Below are 18471 nucleotides of genomic sequence, written 5' to 3'. Positions count from 1 at the left end.
ATTGCGCATCAGGCGGCTCAAGCTCAGCGGCTTCAAGAGTTTCGTCGAGCCGGCTGAGCTCAGGATCGAGCCTGGGCTGACCGGCATTGTCGGTCCCAACGGCTGCGGCAAATCGAACCTGCTCGAAGCGATTCGCTGGGCGATGGGCGAATCCAGCCCCAAGTCGCTGCGCGGCGGGGGCATGGACGACGTGATCTTCGCCGGCACGGCCTCACGCCCTCCGCGCGATTTCGCCGAAGTCTCGATCCTCCTCGAACGCGATGCGGACGAGCAGGAGCGGGCCGGCGAAAGCGAGGTCACGCGGCGGATCGAGCGCGGCGCCGGCTCGGCCTACCGGATCGACGGCCGCGACGTCCGTCAGAAGGATGTTTCGCTGCTGTTCGCCGATGCGGCGACGGGAGCGCATTCCCCCGCGCTGGTCAGCCAGGGCAAGATCGGCGCCGTAATATCGGCCAAGCCGGTCGAGCGCCGGCTATTGCTCGAAGAGGCCGCGGGCATCTCCGGGCTTCATGCGCGGCGCAAGGACGCCGAGCAAAAGCTTCGCGCGACCGAAGCGAACCTTGCCCGGCTCGGTGAGATCCTCAGCGACCAGGAGCAGCGAGCAACTCAGCTGCGCCGGCAGGCGCGCGCGGCCGAGCGCTACCGCAAGCTGAGCGAGCAGATCCGTAGCGTTGAAGCGCATCTGCTCTATGCCCGCTGGGCCGAGGCGGAGCGGGCGGCGGATACCGCCAACGCCGACGCCCAGGCGGCCGCCGAGGAAGTCGCTTCGATCCAGACGGCGATCGCCGAGGCCCAGGCGGCGCATGAGCGGGCCAATGCCGAGCTGGCGGACCGCCGCAACGCCCTCGCCCGCGCCCGCGAGCACGGACACGAACTTGCCCATCAGCTCGCGGCGGCCCGCGCTCGGCGCGACACGGTCGCCCGCCGGCTTACCGAGCTCGATAGCCTCGGCGCCTCGCTCATGGCCGACATCGCCCGCGAGGAAGCGCTCAAGGGCGACGCCGCGCAGGCGATCGCGGGGCTCGACCGGGAACGCGGCGAGATCGAGCTTCGGCTGGAAGACTCCGAAGCGCGCGCCGCCCGGATCGCGGGGGAGCTGACGAGCCTCGAAGCCACGTCGCGCACGGCCGAGGCGGCGCTTGCGGACTTGCTTGCGCGGCACGCGGCAATGCGTGCCGAGCGGCGGGTGGCCGAGGCCGCGCTCGAAGCGGCGACTGCGCAACTCGCCCGCACCGACCATGAGAATGCTCGTCTTCACGAGCAATATGCGGCGCTCGGTGATGGCGCCGACCAAATTGCCGCGCGCGAGGAGCAGGCAGCCAGGGCCAAGGCCGCAACCGAGGCGCTTGCGGCAGCCGAGGCACGGCGGGTGGAAGCCGAACAGGGGCGGACGTCAGCGGCCGAGCAACGCGACGCCGCCGAAAGCGCGCTCGCGTCCGCTCGCGCGGCGCTGTCGGCGTCGAAGTCGGAGCACGACGCGCTAGCCCGGGCGCTCGAACATTCCGGCGGCGCGGCGATCGCGAGCCTGAAGGCCGAGCCGGGGTTCGAACGAGCGCTTGCGGCAGCGCTCGGCGAAGACGCCGAAGCCGCACTGGGGCCAGGGGACGGGCCGCGCCGGTGGGAGGGCAGCGAACCTCTCGGCAGTGACCCCGCCTTGCCTGCGCACTGCGATTGCCTCGCCGATCACGCCGTGGCGCCGCCCGAGCTTCTGCGGCGGCTGCGGCAGGTCGCCGTGGTCGACGAGGACCAGGGCCAGGCGCTGGCCGTCGGGCAGCGGCTGGTCACGCGCGACGGGCGGCTGCGGCGCTGGGATGGGTTCGTCGCCGTCGGTGCCGGGGCCGCTGCGGCGGAGCGCCTGCTGCGCGCGAACCGCATGTCGATGCTGGCCGGCGAGCTCCCCAAACTGGAGACGGCAGTCGAAGCAGCATCCGCCGAGCGCGAGGGCGTCCTCGCCGCGGTCGAGCGATACCGAAGCGACGCTGAGCAGGCTCGACACGCCGCGCTCGCCACCGAAAAGGATGCCCGCGACGCGGCCCGGGCGAGCGATGCCGCCGCGGCGGCGCTGGAGCGGATCGAAGCGCAGCGCGCCGGCCTATCTCAACGGCAGGCCGACCTCACTCCAGTTCTCGAAGCGGCGGCGGACTCGGTCGGCGCCGCGGAGCGTGCGTTCGCGGCCTTGCCCAATCCCGCCGCTCTCGAGCAGGATGTCGAGAATGCTCGAGGGGCTGCTGCAACGGCCGCTCAAAGAGTCGCGGACAAGCGAGCCGAAGCGGCAACCAAGGCGCGCGAAACGGCCGCCGATCGTGAGCGGTTGAGCACTGGCGCGCGCGAGCAGGCCGATTGGCGCAAGCGCCTGGCCGACGCCGAGCAGCGGCTCGCCCAGGCGGTCGACCGGCAGCAGGAGCTGGCCGACGAGCATGCGGCGCTGCAACAGGAACCGCTTGAGCTCGACCGCCAGATCGGTGAATTGGAACGGGCCAATTCCAACAGCCAGGTCCAGATCGGGGAAGCCTCCGTCTCCGAGCGAGAGGCCGAGCGCGCGGTGATCGACGCCGGCGCCGGCGTCGCCGCGGCCAATGAGCGTTCGTCGGACGCCCGCGAGCGGCGCGCAGGCGCCGCCGCCCGCGCCGAAGCGCAACGAGCGCGCAGCGCGGAACTGGCCCACACTTGCGTTGAGAAATTCGAATGCGTGCCCCAGCGGCTGCCCGAGAAGCTGGCTTTCGATCCCGACGTCCTGCGCAACCCAGATGAGGAATCGGCGACCCTCGAACGGCTGAGCGGCGAGCGCGAGCGGATCGGCCCCGTCAATTTGGTCGCCGAGCGCGAGCTTGCCGAGCTCGACGAGTCTCGCACCAAGGGCGCCGAGGAGGCCGAGGAACTGACGCAGGCGATCCATCGCCTCCGCGGCTCGATCGGCAATTTGAACCGCGAAGGCCGGGTTCGTCTGCTGGCGGCCTATGAACAGGTCGACACCCACTTCCGCCGGCTGTTCACGACCCTGTTCGATGGCGGGCAGGCCCATTTGGAGCTGGTCGAAAGCGACGACCCGCTCGAAGCGGGTCTGGAGATCATGGCGCAGCCGCCCGGCAAGCGGCTGTCGACGCTGACGCTGCTGTCGGGCGGCGAGCAGGCGCTGACCGCGATCGCGCTGATCTTCGCTTTGTTCCTCACCAACCTGGCGCCGATCTGCGTGCTCGACGAAGTTGATGCACCGCTCGACGACGCCAACGTCGAGCGCTTTTGCGACCTGCTCGACCGGATGACGCAGGAAACCAACACCCGCTATTTGATCGTCACCCACAATGCCGTGACGATGAGCCGGATGCACCGGCTCTATGGCGTGACCATGATCGAGAAGGGCATTAGCCGGCTCGTCTCGGTCGATCTCGGCGGCGCCGCGACCTTGCTCGCGGCGGAATAGACAGAAAAAGAGTTCCCAACGTTCAACGGCTTGCATCACCGGCACAGCTGCGTGAGCCAGATGATATTGCGAATGACTATCAATAGCGCTAGCCCCTCGGTTCATGACCAGGGCATTCGCACTCACTTGCGCGGGGATGACTCTCGCTGCCTCGCAACCTGTCTTGGCCGCGGACGGCCAGCCAACCACGGCAACAGTCGCCGCCAGCACCGACATCGTCGTCGTCGGCGACCGCGTAAAATATGGCGTCAAACGAACCAGTAGCGGGACCAAGACCGACACCGACATCAAGGACATCCCGCAGGCGCTGAGCGTGATCTCCAGCGCGCAGATCGAGGACCAGCAGCTGCGCTCGGTCAGCGACTTGCTCCTGTTCGTCCCAGGAGCCTCCTACAATTCGGGCGAAGGCAATCGCGACACAATCGTGCTTCGCGGCAATTCGAGCACGGCTGATTTCTTCATCGATGGGGTGCGTGACGACGTCCAATATTTCCGCGACTTCTACAACATCGACCGGGTCGAGGTCCTGAAGGGCCCGAACGCGATGATTTTCGGCCGCGGCGGCGGCGGCGGCATCGTCAACCGCGTGCTCAAGCGGCCGGGCCTGAACGACGGCCGCAGCCTCACCGCGTCCGGCGACGGGTTCGGCGGCTATCGGGTGACGGGAGACGTCGACCAGCCGCTGAGCGGAGACCTCGGCATCCGCGTGAACGCGATGTACGAGGATGGCGACAGCTTCCGCCACCACATCGATCTGAAGCGTTATGGGATCAATCCCACGGTCGCGATCCTCGCCGGTCCGGCGACGCGGTTCGACCTCAGCTACGAGCATTTCCACGACCGCCGCACCGCCGATCGCGGCGTCCCGTCGTTTGACGGCGAACCCGTCGAGGGATTCACGCGGACGTTCTTTGGCGATCCCGGCAAGAGCTTCGCCAGGGCGGACGTCGATATCGTCACTTTTGGCGCCGAGCATCAGCTCGGCCAAGGCCTGACGCTCAAGAACCACACGCTGTTCGGCACTTACGATAAATTCTACCAGAACATCTTCGCCAACAGCGCGGTGCTTCCCGCAACCCCAACCCTGCCGGAACGCGTGCGGCTTAGCGCGTACAACAACCGCAACGACCGCACGAACCTGTTCAGCCAGACCGACCTCGTGTGGGAAAACCCCCTCGGCGGCCTCGACCAAACGCTGCTGGTCGGGTTCGAGGTCGGCCGCCAGAAGTCGCGCAATCTGCGCAACACCGGCACGCTGTCCGGTTCCGACCTCATCGACGGCAATGCGGTCCCGCTGAGCGACCCGACGACCGACGTCGAGGTGATCTGGGCACCGATCGCCAGCGACGCCAACAATCGCGTGCACGCAACCGTCGCCGCCGCCTATGTCCAGGACCAGATCCGCATTTCCCCGATGATCGAGATCGTTGCCGGCGTCCGCTTCGACAGCTTTAAGATGAGGGTCGATGATTTGCGGACCGTGGGCGGCGGCGAGTTCGGCCGGCGCGACCGCCTGTGGTCGCCGCGTCTGGGATTGATCGCCAAGCCGGCAGACGATCTCTCGCTCTATGCCAGCTACAGCCGCTCCTATCTGCCGCAGTCGGGCGACCAATTCAGCGGCCTCAGCGACATCACCGAGGGCCTGAAGCCGGAGCGCTTCGACAATTATGAAGTGGGAGCGAAGTGGGAAATCCTCGACGGGTTGCTCGCCACGGCGGCGCTCTACCAGCTGGACCGCGGCAACACGCGCGCGACCGACCCCAATGAGCCGACCCACACGGTCCTTACCGGCGCCCAACGCAGCCGCGGGCTCGAGCTGGGCCTGGAACGAAGCGTCACCAGCCGCTGGCTCGTCTCGGTTGGCTACACGCTGCAAAAGGCCGAGATCGCCAAGACCACAACCGCTGCACCCAAGGGGCGCGAAGTCCCGCTGGTGCCGCGCCACAGTTTCTCACTGTGGAACCGCTACGATTTCACCCCGGCGATCGGCGCGGGCCTCGGACTCATCGCACGGACCAAGTCCTATGCGACGATCAGCAACGCGGTGACACTGCCCGGCTACGCGCGCCTCGACGCCGCGTTATTCTATCGCCTTCCGCATGGCGTCGAGGCGCAGGTCAATTTCGAGAATCTGCTCGGCGCGCACTATTTCCCGACCGCCAACGCCGATAACAACATCGCGCCCGGAGCGCCGCGTACGCTCAAAGCGACGGTCGGCTACCGCTTCTAGCGCGCCAACTGTTCGGCGCGTGCCTTGATGCGCTTGAGGTCGCGGAGGAACAGCGCCCGGCCCTCGCGCCGCGCTTGTTCGTCAGGCATGCGGAGCAGCGAGCTCGGGTGCACCGTGACCCAACATTCGCTGCCGTCGGCGAGCGCCAGCGGCGCGCCCCGCACCTTGCCGATGGTGACGATCTTGCCGATCAGCGAACGCGCCGCGGTGGCGCCGAGCGCGACAGTGACCGGCGGCTTGATCAGCGCGCGCTCATGCTCGATCCACCAGCGGCACGCCTCGACCTCGCCGGCATCGGGCTTATTATGGATGCGGCGCTTGCCGCGCTGGATGAATTTGAAGTGCTTGACGGCGTTGGTGACGTAGACGGTCGAGCGGTCGATCCCGGCTTTCTCCAGCGCCGCATCGAACACCGCGCCCGCGGGACCGACGAACGGCCGCCCGGCAAGATCCTCCTGGTCCCCCGGCTGCTCGCCGACGAACATGATCGAGGCATCCAGCGGCCCTTCGCCGAACACCGTCTGCGTCGCGTACTTGTACAAATCACAGCGAGTGCAGACCCGCGCCTCCTTGAACAGCGCTTCCCACGACGAGCGCAGGTTGCTGCCCGGCTCAATCGCCCGCTCCGCTTCGAGCGCGAGGCGCACCCCTTCGGTTGCGACATCGGTCATTGCCCATGCAACGAGCGAACCATGGGGATGTTGCGCGGTTAAGTCCGTGCGGCAGGTCGGGAGAACTTGCGGCGGCGCCAGCCGACCGCGCAGGAAAAGAGGAGCAGCGCCAAGGCCATACTGAAACTGATCGAGGCGCCGATCCGCTCCGCAAACGTCCAGGCGAGCCGCGGCCGGCAATCAGGCCGGTGCATCAGCAATTGGGTGCGCGGCTCGGGCACCCCACATGTCCACGCCGGAAAGTAGAATACCGGCTCGACAATCATTCCCGCGACGTGCGGCGGAGGGACGCGCGGAGCGAGCACATCGCTCAGCTCCGCGCTCGTCTGACCGGGTTTCATGACCCCCTTGGGCAGATATTCGTATACGTCCGGATGCACCGCCTGGAGCCGCTGGAGATCCTTGCTCGCGGTGTGAAAGCCCGGCAGCACGATCAGCGAAACCAGCAACGGAAGCGCGGCCGTTCCAACACCGAGTCCGGGGTCACGCGGCATGCGCGCCAACGCCGTTGCCAAAGCGAACTCCGCGATGGGCAGCGCGCGAAACGGGAATTGGACGTCTCTCAGCAGAGGCAGCGACCAGACGAACGGGATCAGGCCGGTGACCACGACCGCGACCGCGATGGCATGAACCGCCCAGCGATCGCGCTGACGGAGCGCCGGCAGTGCCGCGGCGGCGGCGATTGCCGCCACCATCACGAACACCATCCCGAAGGTCACGTCGCTCCAGTTGCCGCTGAAGACACTCCAATAATCGGTGCGCAGATTGGGCGTTCGATAGAGTTGGGCGAGATCGTGATAGCGCCCGAGCATCAGGGCCGGCACGAGATAAATGGCGGCCAGTCCGATGCCGGCCACGATGGCGGCCGCGAACTCGACGATGCGCTTCCGGTGCAGAAGCGCGTAGGGCACGATCAGGAAGATGCCGACGAGCAGCGCCAGCGGCAGGTGCGTGCCGATCATGGCCGCGTAAGCGAGAGCCGTGCACAAGAGGCCGCCGCGCCTCTCGGCGATCCTCCGCAAACCGATCGCGATTAACGGAATGAATGCAGTTGCGAGCGACTCCGCGAGGGCGCCGCGATCGGTGTAGTTGAGCAGGTGATACGGCGCCGCCATGAAGAAAGCCGCGGCAAGGAGCGGATGGTTCGAGCGGCCCTTCAGCCAGTGCCAGCACGCGATCCCCGAGGCTGCGAATGCGCTCCCAAAAGTAGCGATGAGGCTCGCGTAGGTCGAAAGCCCGGCAAGTCCGAATAGGCCCGTCAGGTAAAATGCCAAGGGCGGATAAAAATAGAATACCGAAGTCCCGAGGCCCGCGTCCGAAGCGGTCAACCAGCGCGGATACAGAGTGCCGCGGGCGAGCTCGGCGGTGAACTGGTCGGCCCATACCCAGTAAATCGCGAGGCTGTCATGGAGCACCGTGGGACCCAGCGGGGGGCGGATGACCAGCGCGGCCGCGAGCAAAAGCAGCAGCGGGTATGCGACGATCGCGCGCTCCTGCCACCGCGCTGGAACCGCGACTGGTTTGTCTAATGGTAGAACTCGGCCCGGGGCGTTCATCGCCCGTCGTCCTTACGGAATCATGGTTAAGGAAGCGCCAACCGGCCAGCGGGAGAGGTTTAGCCCAGGGCTTCAACCTGCTCCCGAACGCCCGTCCCGGCCATGCGCTTGCCCAGCACCATCTTGAAGACGACGAACGCGACGAGGCCAAAGGCGGCGCTGGCGATATGGAGCAACCAGAAGGTGGTGGTCGGCAGGCTCGAATAGAGGCCGCCGACATAGCCGACCGTCTTGTTCGCCGCGAAGAACGCTAGATAGTAGAGCCCGATCACCGTCGCCGTGATCTGTTTCGGCGCGATTTTGGTGAACAGGGCGAGGCTGATCGGCAGGATGTGCGCGAAGCCGATGCTGTTGAAGAGGTGGAACAGGAACGGCCAGAACAGGCCGATCTTGCCGCCCGCCGGCTGCGTCAGCGCGGCCATGAACAGGCACGCGCCGCCGGCGATGGTGAACAGGCTGCCGATGATCATCTTGCTGATTTCGTCCGGCTCACGCCGCTTGAGGCTCCACCACTTCCAGAACGCCGCGACGGCGACCAGCATCGAGAAGCTGAGGATTGCGTCGAGAGTGATCAGCCAGCTCGACGGCAGGGTCCTTCCCATGAACGTCAGGTTGAACTGCTGGTCGCCCCAGACGAGGTAAGCGTTGAAGATTTCCTGGTTGGTCAGCAGCGCGATCGCCAGCACCGGAATGAGGATGCACAGCGTGAGGACGCAGAAACGGTCCTCTCGGCTGAGGTTACGAGTCAGGAACCAATAGAGAGCGCCGATCAGCACCAGCGCGGAAATCGTTCCCACAGTCCACGACGAGAACAGGATTCCGGAAACCATCAGCCAACCGACGACCAGCGCGGCGATGCCAATGGCGCCGGCGACGACCCGGCCGACGAGTTTGCCGCGATCCTGATCGGCGATGCCGAGGTCGGCCGGCAACCACTTCTGGCCGGACAAATAGATGGCCAGACCGAGCACCATCACCACGCCGGCGCAGCCGAAGCCATAGTGCCAGCCGACCTCCTGCCCGAGCGTGCCCGAAATCAGCGGGGCAGCGATCACGCTGACGTTGATGAAGATGTAGAAGATCTGGAACGCCATCGCCCGGCGCAGGTCGTTCTCGCCGTACAGCTCGCCGACCTGGGTCGCGATATTGCCTTTGAACAGGCCGACGCCGACGATCAGCGCCAGCAGCGCGAACAGGAACGCGCCTTCGACCGCCATCAGGAAGTGACCGAGGGCCATCACCAGCCCGCCGGCGATCAGCGCGATCCGGCGTCCGGTCAGCTTGTCGGCGATGATCCCGCCGAGGATCGGCATCAGGTAAACGAGCGACGTGTAATCGCCGAAGATGGCGGATGCGAGCGGCTGGCCCTCGAGACCCGGATAGTGCCACGCCCTCAGCCAACTCAGCCCCGCGACGCCGTCGATGTGGCCCGCCAGCAGGAGATAATTGACCATGTAGAGCGTGAGCAGAGTCTGCATGGAGTAATAAGAGAAGCGCTCGCACGCCTCGGTGAAGCCGAGGAAGCCGAGGCCCTTGGGATGGCCGAGAAACGCGCGGTCGTTCCGATCGACTTGCTCGAAGTCGGGGGTGGCATCGGCGACGGTCATGGTTCGACCTCCTCGGTCATACTTCCTGGGCTTAAGCCCCTGCGTTGGGTTGAGGTTCCAGAATCCGGCCGGCGGTCCGGCTGTAGAAGAAGGCGAGAATGCCTCCGGCGCCGCCAATTGCGGCATGGAGAAACCAGAAGGCGAGCGGCCCCAGTTGCTCGTAGAAAGTCCCTATCCAGCCGATCAGATTGTTGGCCACAAACAGCACGAGGAAGGCGCCGCCCATCATCGTCGCGTTGATCTTCGGCGGTGCGGTCCGCGAGACAAGCGCGAGGAATGGCGGCCAGAAATACATGAACCCGACACCTTGAACGGCGCAGAACAGGAACGGCCAGATCCACAGCACGCGGCCCGGTGAAAGCAGGATCGCGGCAACCAGGATCAGGTTCGCGCCGCCGCAAATCAACGCGCCCGCGCCGATCTTCCGGATCTCGGACGGCTCGCCGCTGCCGCGTCCTTGCCACTGCCACAGGCGGAACAGCAGCGGGACGCAAAGAATGCTGAACAACGGGTCGATCGACTGGAACCAGGGCACCGGGACCTGGAACCCGCCGGCGTTCATGTCGGCATGGCCCTCGATCCACACGGGAAGGACGTTCGACAGCTGGTAGTAAGCGATATGCGGTAGGATCGTGATCGCCATGACCCCGAGCAGCGCGGCGATCACCTTGCGGTCATCGGACGTCATCGCGACGGCTGCGCGCGTCTTTCGCTCGATCCGGGCCGGCAGATAGCGATAGCCGGTGAGATAGGTCGCCACCCCAGCGAGCATGAACAAAGCGGCCGCACCGAAACCAATGTGCCAACCGTAACGCTCGCCAAGAAAGCCGCACAGGAGCGGCCCGACCACCGCGCCGAAATTGATCGCGGTGCTGAAGATCGCAAAGCCGCGCGACCGCCGCTCTTCGTCCTCAGTCGGGTAGAGTCCGCCGACCTGCGCCGAAATATTGCCCTTGAGCAGCCCCGATCCGATAATCAGCAGAAGAAGCGCGAGCAGGAAGCTTTGGTCAAACGCCATGGAGAGATGGCCGCCAGCCATCGACAGCCCCCCGATAACAACCGCGCTGCGCTGGCCGATGCGGTCGCCGAGCCAGCCGCCGATCACCGGCGTGAAGTAAACGAAGCCCGAATAAAGACCGAAGATTTGTGAAGCGAGCGCCTGCGTCGAAAGCGACCCGAAGGTGCCTTCGATGATGCCCCGGAAGGTTGCGAACCCGGCGACATGCTCGACGTGGCCCGGCAGCAGCAACTGGTTGACCATGTACAGGACGACGAGCGCGCTCATCCCGTAATAGGAGAAGCGCTCCCATGCTTCGGTGAAAGCGAGATAAGCGAGCCCCTTGGGATGACCGAGGAAGCTATCGTCATCGGTCGCGGGAAAGTCGGCCGTCGCCTGCGCTGCGGTCAATCAACGGCTCCCCAACACGCCAAGGGGCAATGGCTAACAGCCCGGGCCCGCGCAGCAAGCAAATTTCGACGGGCGGGACCACGTCCCGCCGCGATCGATCACTCCTCGGGGACGACGCTTTGATCGTTCCGTTCGCGAGTCTCGCGCCGGGCCTGCTGGATCTGCTGCGTCAGGCAGCCGGTAAAGCCGCCCGGTCCGACCGCCGAACAGCTGTTGGTTCCCGTCGCACCGATGTTCTGCATCGAGCGGGCCTTGTTCGCCCACGCCTGCTTCTCTTGCCGTGTGCCGCTGGGGCGATAATTCTCCGGCAAGCGATAACGCATAGTCTCGGGGAGCCGGCGGCAGACGACGATCTGGTCATCGCTGGCGCGTGGGCAAGGGTCGGTACCAAACACCACCACCTCGCTGCTCGCGGCTTGCGCTTGCGCCGGAGCAGGTAGCGCGGCTGCGCCAACAGCGATCGCCGCGGTCGCTGAAAGGGCGGTTATCAGCCTGATCATATCTTACGTCCTTTCAACATCTTAAGCGGGTGAGCCCACCGCCGGTTCCCTAGACTCGCTTCGAAAGCCCGATCGCCACCCTGCAACCCGCACGGATCGCCGCCGTCAAGAGGGGATAGCCCGGGACATTGGTTGCGCCGGCGGAACGGGCAGCGTTGCGATGATCGAGCTCCTCGGCGCGAAATTCCTCGATATCGGCGGCAAGCTCGGGGTCGTCGTCGCCCAATTCGGCAAGCTGCTCACCGTAGTGGCGGTCGATTTCGGTTTCCACCGCGTCGGTGCAGGCCAGCGCGGCTTGCTCCGACATCAGAGCGGTCGCCGCGCCGAGCGCGAAACCGGCAACGTTCCACAGCGGCTGGAGCGCCGTCGGGCGCACGCGGCGCTCGGTCATCAGCGCGTTGAACCGCCGCAAATGGCGCTCTTCCTGTGCCGCCATGCGTGCGACCAGCTTGGCTTCGGGACAATTGGCGCGGAGGACCGCCAATTGGCCGGCATAGATGCGCGTCGCCCCATATTCGCCCGCCTGGTCGACGCGCAGCATCGATGCCGTATCGGCCTTGCGGTCGCCGGGGCGCCAGCCGCTCATGACCGCGCTGGCTTCCGACTGAGCAGGATCAAGACCAACGCCGCGCCGCCCAGCGACAGGATCGCGTTCCAGCCCGCCATCGAAATGCCGAGGAAGCGGAACTGGACCTGGTCGCAGCGGATCAGCGGCGCATGGGTAATCTGCTTCAAAAGGTCGGCGGTCGATCCCCCGCTAGCCATCGCAGTGCAGGTCGTGAAACCTTCGAAGATCTTCGCTTCGACCCCGGCGTGATAGACGCCGATCGCACCCGAGATCGCGATTCCCAGCGCCGCCAGGAGCGTGAAACTTCGCGAACGGCTCGAGTCCGCCGGTGCGGTGAAGGCGACCAGCGCCAGACCGATCGCGACCCCATGCGGCCAGCGCTGCCAGTAACACATCTCGCACGGATAAAGGCCGCCGAGATATTGAGAGCCGAGCGCGCCGCCGAGCAGCGCGAGCGGCAACAGCAGGGCGATTGCCCGCGCGATTGCCGATGTGCTCATTCCTGCCGACTGGCTCGGACCGGCAGCAACCGCCTCGGCCATTACGACTTCTTCGGAGCAGCCATGGCGATCGACGTCGGGCCCGCGAGCCGCTTCAGCGTCTTGATCGCATAGTCGAGCTGGAAGTCCTTGACGCCCTTCTTCTCGAGCTCGGCGTAGGTCATCAGGAATCGTGGATCGGGCGTGTCGTCGGCCTCGAGCAGCTTATCCTCGACCTTGGACTGCGCGAGCAGGTGGCGCCGCAGGTCGGCCTCGCGAATACGCGGACGGTCCTTGTAATCCTCGTCCGAGAGCTGCGGGACGTTGATGTCCGGCTCGATCCCGCCGGCCTGAACCGAGCGGCCCGAGGGCGTGTAATAGCGCGCGGTCGTTAGCCGCAGCGCGGCCTCCGGACCGGTCTGCACGACGGTCTGCACGGAGCCCTTGCCGAAGCTCTTTTCGCCCATGATCAGCGCGCGGCGATGATCCTGCAGCGCGCCGGCAACGATTTCCGACGCCGACGCCGTGCCGGCGTCGACCAGCACGATCACCGGAAGGCCGTGGGCCATGTCGCCCGGGCGCGCATAATAGCGCTCGATATCGTCCTTATCGCGGCCGCGCTGGGAAACGATCTCGCCGCTCTCGAGGAAGGCGTCGCTGATCTCGACCGCCTGGTCGAGCAACCCGCCCGGGTTGGAGCGAAGGTCGACGATGTAGCCGAGGGGATGGCCGCCGGTCGCCTTGTCGATCGCGACCAGCGCCGCCTTGGTTTGGTCGGCGACGTTGCCGCCGAAGGTGTTGATGTTGAGGTAGCCGATGCCTTCCTTGATTTCCCACTTGACGTTGTGGACTTCGATCCGTTCGCGGACCATCGACAGCTCGAGCGGCTTGTCGCGGCCGGGGCGCACGATCGTCACCTTGATCGGCGTGCCCGGGGCGCCGCGCATCTTTTCCACCGCTTCGTCGAGCGACAGCCCGTACATCAGCTCGCCGTTGATGTGGGTGATGTAGTCGCCCGCTTTGACCCCGGCGCGCCACGCCGGCGTGTCCTCGGTCGGGGCAATCACTTTGACCGCCCCGTCCTCGATCGAGACGCTGAGGCCAAGCCCGCCGTAATTGCCGTCGGTCGTCGTCTTCAGCTGGTCGAAGTCGCTCGCCTCGGCATAGGATGAGTGAGGATCGAGCGCCGACAGCATGCCGTCGATCGCGCCCTTGATCAGAGTGTGGTCGTCGACCTTGTCGACGTAATTGGCCTTGACCCGCTCATAGACGCTCATGAACTTCTCGAGCTCCTGGTAATTGGTGGTGTCCGCGGCAGCGAGCGAGCTGGCGGTGACCGGAACCAGGGAGAGCGCCCCGACGAGCGCGAGCGGCGGGAGCAGTTTCGTCATATTCATAGTTCGCGTCCTGTAGCGGCGGCGGGCACGCCTTTATCTGCCTTTGCTGTCCTTTGACAGAGTTGCAGATGAACCTGCGATGAGAGCGGGCGAGACTCGCCGCCCGTTTTGGGACAATTCGACCTGGATTGGCCCGAGGGCACGGCCGACCGGATCGCCGAGACTTACCCGGGCGCCAGCCGCGAGCGGCGAGGACAGATTGACGATCAGGGTCATCCATCCGTTGCCGTGGTCGAGAACCAGGATGCCGTCATAATCGCGGAACGGGCCGGAGAAGCGGACGGTGCCGGAAGCGGGCGCGGACAATTGCGTGCCGCGCGCAGTTGCCAACGTCAGGCCGCGCGACTGGACGCCGCTGTCGTTGACCGAACCGAGACCCTCGGTCACCCGCGCCTCAGCTGGAAGCCGATAGGCGAATGGTGCGCCCGCTCCCGGCCCCGGCTCGGCTTCAGCCGGGCGCGGCGGCGCGGGATCCAGTGCGGCGACCTCGGCTGCTAGGCGCACCGCGTCGCGGCTGCTGACTTCGGCACCGCGCAGCCGTTCGACATTCTCCCCGGCGGCGATCGCCGTGTCACCGGTCCCGAGCGCTCGGCTTCCGGACGCCAGGGCGCGCTCGATCGAGCGTTGCTCGAGCGATGCGAATTGTTGCCGCTTGGCCGACAGGTCCTGCCGGCTCTTCACCACGTCGGCACGGGCCGCGATGACCGAGCGCTCGAGCCGCTGACCTTCGGCCAGCCGAGCGGACAACGCCGCCGTCCGCCGACGGATCACCGGCATGGTAGAATCGAGCAGGATGCGGACCTTGACCAGCTCATCGGTGCCGCCACGGTCGGCCAGCGCTAACAGCGGCGGGCGCTCGGCCATCGTCGCCAGCCCGGCCAGGAGCAACGCGACCGGGCGCTGCTGCCGATCGAGCTCGCGGCGATGGTTGGCGACATAGGCGGAGGCAAGCCGCAGGGCCGCGTCAGAGGAGCTGATGCGCGCCTCGGCGGCGTCGATTGCCTGGGCCGCGGCATCTTGCTGGGCGCGCAGGCGCGTAGCTTCATCGCGCGCTTCCGCGGCGGCCTTTTCGAGCCGCGCGGTCTCGGCCTCGGCCGTTCTCTGCTCGGCCTTGGCCTGCGCCAGCTCATCATTGATCGGCGCCGCGACCGGCGCAGCGGGGACGCTCGCGGCGGCAAGCAATGGCGCTCCGATCAAGACGAGGATGAGCCGGCTCACCCTACCCTTCCCGATGATAGGGATGGTTCGCAAGGATCGACGTCGCCCGGAACAGCTGCTCGGCGAGCATCGCGCGAACCAGCAGGTGCGGCCACGTCGCCGAGCCGAACGAGAGCAGCAGGTCGGCGCTGGTGCGCTGCTCCTCATCATGCCCGGAATGCGCCCCGATCATGAAGCGCGCTTCGCGTTTGCCGCCGTCGCGCCATGTTTCGAGGGATTTGGAGAGGCCGGTGGAGCTAAGGCTCTTGCCGCGCTCGTCCAGCACGATCGTCACGCTGTTCGCCGGCAGCGCCGGGATCGTTCCGCCAGTTTCCGGAAGCTCGGTGACCTTCGTCGGCCACTGGATGCGCTTCAGGTAACGATCGACCAGCTCGGCCTCCGGAGAGCTGCCGATCTTTCCACGCGCAACGATGTGGAGAAGCACTAGCGCGCGGTGAGCGCGGGGCTGAACGGCCAGGTGAGCGCCGTCTTGAATCCGTCGTAGATCGCGCGCGCCGCCTGGGCGATGGCGCGCGGGCGGTCGCTGCCGCCGCGAGTGAAGATCGCCACTGCAACGCGATGCCCGTCGGGCATGGAGATGAACCCGACGTCGTCGGTGAGGCCGTCGAGGGTGCCGGTCTTGTGCTCGATCGGAACGCCCGGCAGCAGGGCCTTCATCCGGTTCTTTCCGGTTTCGCATTGCGCCATCAGGTCGAGCAAATAATCGCGGCTCTTCGGCCGGATCAGCTCGGCCCGATAGATCCGGCGAAGCAGGTCCACCATCGCCGTCGGCGTGCTCGAATCGCGGCGGTCCCAGAGGTCGCGCTTGGCCGACAGCAGCTGAGCGATCGTGCGATCGACGCGAAGCCCGTTGACCCCGCTTTGCTGCAGCCAGTCATGAAGCGCGGACGGGCCGCCCAAATCCTTGAGCAGGATGTCGGTCGCTCGATTGTCGCTGTGAATCAGCATGCGCTTCATCAGGCTGCGCGCCGAAACCCCGTTGATGGTGTCATCGAGCGAGCGGCGTCCGTGATCGACCTGCGCGAGATAGAGCGCGGCGACCGCGACCTTGACCGTACTCGCCATCGGGAACGGCGTATTGCCTTTGATGCTGACCGTTTCCCCGGTGTTGAGGTCAAGCGCGGCGATGCCGATATCGGCGGACTTGCCGGACACCATCGCGCTCAGCTGCTGCTCGAGCGCCGACAGGCTCGGGGACGAGGCCGCGACGGCCGGCTGCGCCGAAAACGCCAGCAACGACAATAAGATCGCCGTGAAACGCATTGCCCTCACCCGCGCGCTGCCGCGCTTACATTCGAATCATCGCCAAACGCCCACATTCGTTCCAAATTGTAAAAATTTCTCACTTCGGGACGGAAAATGTGAACGATGACGTCGTCGGCATCGAGCAGCACCCAGTCCGCGGCCGGGAGCCCTTCGAGCCGAACGTTCCTGCCAAATCGCTCCTTGATCTTGTCTGCAAGCTTAACCGCCATCGAGGCCACCTGCCGGGTCGAGCGGCCCGACGCGATCACCATATGGTCCGCGATGTTGGACTTGCCGGCGAGGGGGATCGAAACGACCTCCTGCGCCTGGTCGTCGTCGAGCGACTGGAGAACAAGGGCGTGGAGCTCTTCGACGTCGATAGGAGTGCGGTCGGCGGTGCCGACGGTCTCAGCGGGACGTTCGGTCAAGGGGTCTCCTGGCGGATAACGGCAAGGCGATCCTTAAGCTTCGCCCGCGCGGCGATGAGGAACGGCGATGCCAACTGGGGAAATGCGCGCGAATGGCGGTCGCGGACGTAGCGTCGGGCGGCAGGCGAAGGAAAATGATCGCCGGTGCACTCCACTCCGTCCAATGTTTCGCCTGGCCCGAAGGACGGACGAACCTCCTGAGCCAACTCATCGCGCGCGCCGCGTGAGCAAGTGAATCATAGCCCGGGCGGCGAATCACCGCAATCGGCACTTCGCGGGCTAACCCCCTCCAATCACGCCATTTGTGAAAATTTGGCACGGTGTCGCTTCCGAGCAACCAGATGAACCGATCTTGTGGATAACGTTGCTTGACGCGGCGCACCGTATCGATCGTGTAGCGCGTCCCCTCTTGCTGCTCGAAGTCGCTGACTCGAATACGTCCACCACGGGCGAGGCGCGCGGCTGATTCAAGGCGCTCGCCGAACGGCGCCATGTCCTTGACGCCGTCCTTCAATGGATTGCCCGGAGACACGAGCCACCACACCTCGTCCAGCCCCAGCTTCTTCAGCGCCTGCAGGCTGATGCGCCGGTGCCCGCGATGCGCCGGGTTGAACGAACCGCCGAGGAGACCGATGCGGGCCATGGCCGGCAGCTAGCATGGGCCGGCAAGCGCGCCTAATATCCGGCAAGGGGGCGTTGATGGACGGAATCGAAGCGGTCGGCGACGCGGTGACGGGCGGATTGCTGGCCCGCGCGGTCGAACCCACGGCCGGCGAGGCCGGGTCGGACAGCCATACCCATGAGAAGAATTGTCTCAACTGCGGCGATCCGCTGACGGGGCCCTACTGCGCCACATGCGGCCAGAGGGCGCACGTTCACCGCTCGGTCCGGGGCTTCCTGCAGGATTTCGCGCAAGGCCTCTTCAACTTCGAAGGGAAGTTTTGGCACACGCTGCCGATGCTCGTCTGGCGGCCTGGCGAGATGACCCGGCGCTACATTGCCGGGGAACGCGCGCGGTTCATCTCGCCGGTCGCGCTATATCTGTTCACGGTTTTCGCGATGTTCGCGGTGCTCAACTTCACCGGCACCTGGACCGCCGGTTCGGGCAAGAACCTGTCGGGGCAGATCGCGACCAGCATCAAGGAGGAGCAGGCCGGCCTGGCCAGGCTCGAGGCCAAGCACCAGGCAGCCGTGGCGGCTCACAAGGACGTCGCGGATCTCGATCGCCGGATTGCCAAGCGCAAGGCCGACATCGCCGAAACTCAGAAAGCGCTGAACACCGGCAAGGGCCTCATCACCGCCGACGCCGGCGACGAGACGCCGAGCTGGATCAAGCCGTTCATCGAGAACGCCCGCGACAATCCCGAAATGGTCTCATTGAAGGTGCAGGAAGCGGCGTCGAAGTACAGCTGGCTGCTGATCCCGCTGTCGGTGCCGTTCATGTGGCTGCTGTTCCCGTTCCGGCGGCGCTACAATACCTACGACCACACGGTGTTCGTCACTTACTCGCTATCGTTCATGATGCTGCTGGTGATCGCCTGGAGCCTGCTGACCGCGGCCGGCCTGTCGGGCCTCGGCACCCTGCTTTTTTTCGTGCCGCCATTCCACATGTACCGGCACCTCAAGGGCTCCTACCAGCTGGGGAAGTTCAGCGCGATCGTTCGCACCTCGGCGCTGGTCGGCTTCGCCTTCGCGGCCGCCGGCATCTTCATGGTGACGGCGGTGGCGATCGGCGCGAGCTGA

15 protein-coding genes and 1 pseudogene are annotated in these 18471 nt (G+C 66.0%); 3 read left to right on the top strand and 13 right to left on the bottom strand.

Annotation, left to right across the window (positions count from 1 at the left end):
• Nucleotide 1 precedes the first annotated feature (1 nt).
• Together N539_RS0105920 and N539_RS15755 are read left to right on the top strand one after the other, a co-directional pair.
• Complete coding sequence (locus tag N539_RS0105920; RefSeq protein WP_028969514.1) at nucleotides 2-3421, top strand: chromosome segregation SMC family protein; 3420 nt, start codon at nucleotides 2-4, stop codon at nucleotides 3419-3421.
• Nucleotides 3422-3524: 103 nt separating this feature from the next.
• Nucleotides 3525-5651, top strand: coding sequence for a TonB-dependent receptor (locus N539_RS15755; protein WP_231462917.1), 2127 nt, complete (start codon nucleotides 3525-3527; stop codon nucleotides 5649-5651).
• Here N539_RS15755 and N539_RS15750 read toward each other — a convergent pair.
• From N539_RS15750 to N539_RS15720, 13 genes and pseudogenes are all read right to left on the bottom strand, one after another.
• Nucleotides 5648-6340 (bottom strand): annotated as a pseudogene (locus N539_RS15750) (UdgX family uracil-DNA binding protein); the annotation flags it as partial. The gene N539_RS15755 and the pseudogene N539_RS15750 overlap by 4 nt on opposite strands.
• Nucleotides 6341-6360: 20 nt before the next feature.
• A complete protein-coding gene (locus tag N539_RS15745) occupies nucleotides 6361-7878 on the bottom strand; it encodes a hypothetical protein (protein ID WP_051531536.1) in 1518 nt (505 codons plus the stop codon).
• Nucleotides 7879-7937: 59 nt separating this feature from the next.
• Nucleotides 7938-9485 (bottom strand): peptide MFS transporter, encoded by a 1548-nt coding sequence (locus tag N539_RS0105900; protein WP_028969513.1) that lies wholly within the window; start codon nucleotides 9483-9485, stop codon nucleotides 7938-7940.
• 31 nt (nucleotides 9486-9516) lie between these two features.
• On the bottom strand, nucleotides 9517-10893 hold the full coding sequence (locus tag N539_RS15740; protein ID WP_051531534.1) for a peptide MFS transporter: 1377 nt from the start codon (nucleotides 10891-10893) through the stop codon (nucleotides 9517-9519).
• 98 nt (nucleotides 10894-10991) lie between these two features.
• Nucleotides 10992-11393 carry a hypothetical protein gene (locus N539_RS15735; protein WP_051531532.1) on the bottom strand — a complete coding sequence of 134 codons (402 nt, stop codon included), beginning with the start codon at nucleotides 11391-11393 and terminating at the stop codon, nucleotides 10992-10994.
• 49 nt (nucleotides 11394-11442) lie between these two features.
• On the bottom strand, nucleotides 11443-11979 hold the full coding sequence (locus N539_RS0105885; RefSeq protein WP_028969512.1) for a demethoxyubiquinone hydroxylase family protein: 537 nt from the start codon (nucleotides 11977-11979) through the stop codon (nucleotides 11443-11445).
• Entirely contained in the window at nucleotides 11976-12461 is a 486-nt protein-coding gene (locus N539_RS0105880) for a disulfide bond formation protein B (protein ID WP_028969511.1), read from the bottom strand. Before N539_RS0105880 ends, N539_RS0105885 begins: the two co-directional genes overlap by 4 nt.
• Before the next feature lie 41 nt (nucleotides 12462-12502).
• Nucleotides 12503-13837, bottom strand: coding sequence for a S41 family peptidase (locus tag N539_RS0105875; RefSeq protein WP_028969510.1), 1335 nt, complete (start codon nucleotides 13835-13837; stop codon nucleotides 12503-12505).
• Nucleotides 13838-13870: 33 nt separating this feature from the next.
• On the bottom strand, nucleotides 13871-15055 hold the full coding sequence (locus N539_RS15730) for a murein hydrolase activator EnvC family protein (RefSeq protein ID WP_051531529.1): 1185 nt from the start codon (nucleotides 15053-15055) through the stop codon (nucleotides 13871-13873).
• Between the two features lies 1 nt (nucleotide 15056).
• Complete coding sequence (locus N539_RS15725; protein ID WP_037552395.1) at nucleotides 15057-15479, bottom strand: 23S rRNA (pseudouridine(1915)-N(3))-methyltransferase RlmH; 423 nt, start codon at nucleotides 15477-15479, stop codon at nucleotides 15057-15059.
• Nucleotides 15479-16291: a serine hydrolase gene (locus tag N539_RS0105860; protein WP_231462915.1), complete on the bottom strand. Its 813-nt coding sequence runs from the start codon at nucleotides 16289-16291 to the stop codon at nucleotides 15479-15481. Before N539_RS0105860 ends, N539_RS15725 begins: the two co-directional genes overlap by 1 nt.
• A gap of 32 nt (nucleotides 16292-16323) precedes the next feature.
• Complete coding sequence (rsfS, locus tag N539_RS0105855) at nucleotides 16324-16728, bottom strand: ribosome silencing factor (RefSeq protein ID WP_028969508.1); 405 nt, start codon at nucleotides 16726-16728, stop codon at nucleotides 16324-16326.
• The gene (locus N539_RS15720) at nucleotides 16709-17371 is read right to left on the bottom strand and encodes a nicotinate-nucleotide adenylyltransferase (protein ID WP_037552393.1); all 663 of its coding nucleotides are present in this window, start codon (nucleotides 17369-17371) and stop codon (nucleotides 16709-16711) included. Before N539_RS15720 ends, rsfS begins: the two co-directional genes overlap by 20 nt.
• A 56-nt stretch (nucleotides 17372-17427) precedes the next feature.
• Between N539_RS15720 and N539_RS0105845 the strand changes: the two genes are divergently transcribed.
• On the top strand, nucleotides 17428-18471 hold the full coding sequence (locus N539_RS0105845) for a DUF3667 domain-containing protein (protein ID WP_028969507.1): 1044 nt from the start codon (nucleotides 17428-17430) through the stop codon (nucleotides 18469-18471).

The sequence above is a fragment of the Sphingomonas sp. URHD0057 genome, assembly GCF_000620665.1.
GTDB lineage: Bacteria > Pseudomonadota > Alphaproteobacteria > Sphingomonadales > Sphingomonadaceae > Sphingomicrobium.
This window is presented reverse-complemented; position numbering and strand designations above follow the sequence as displayed.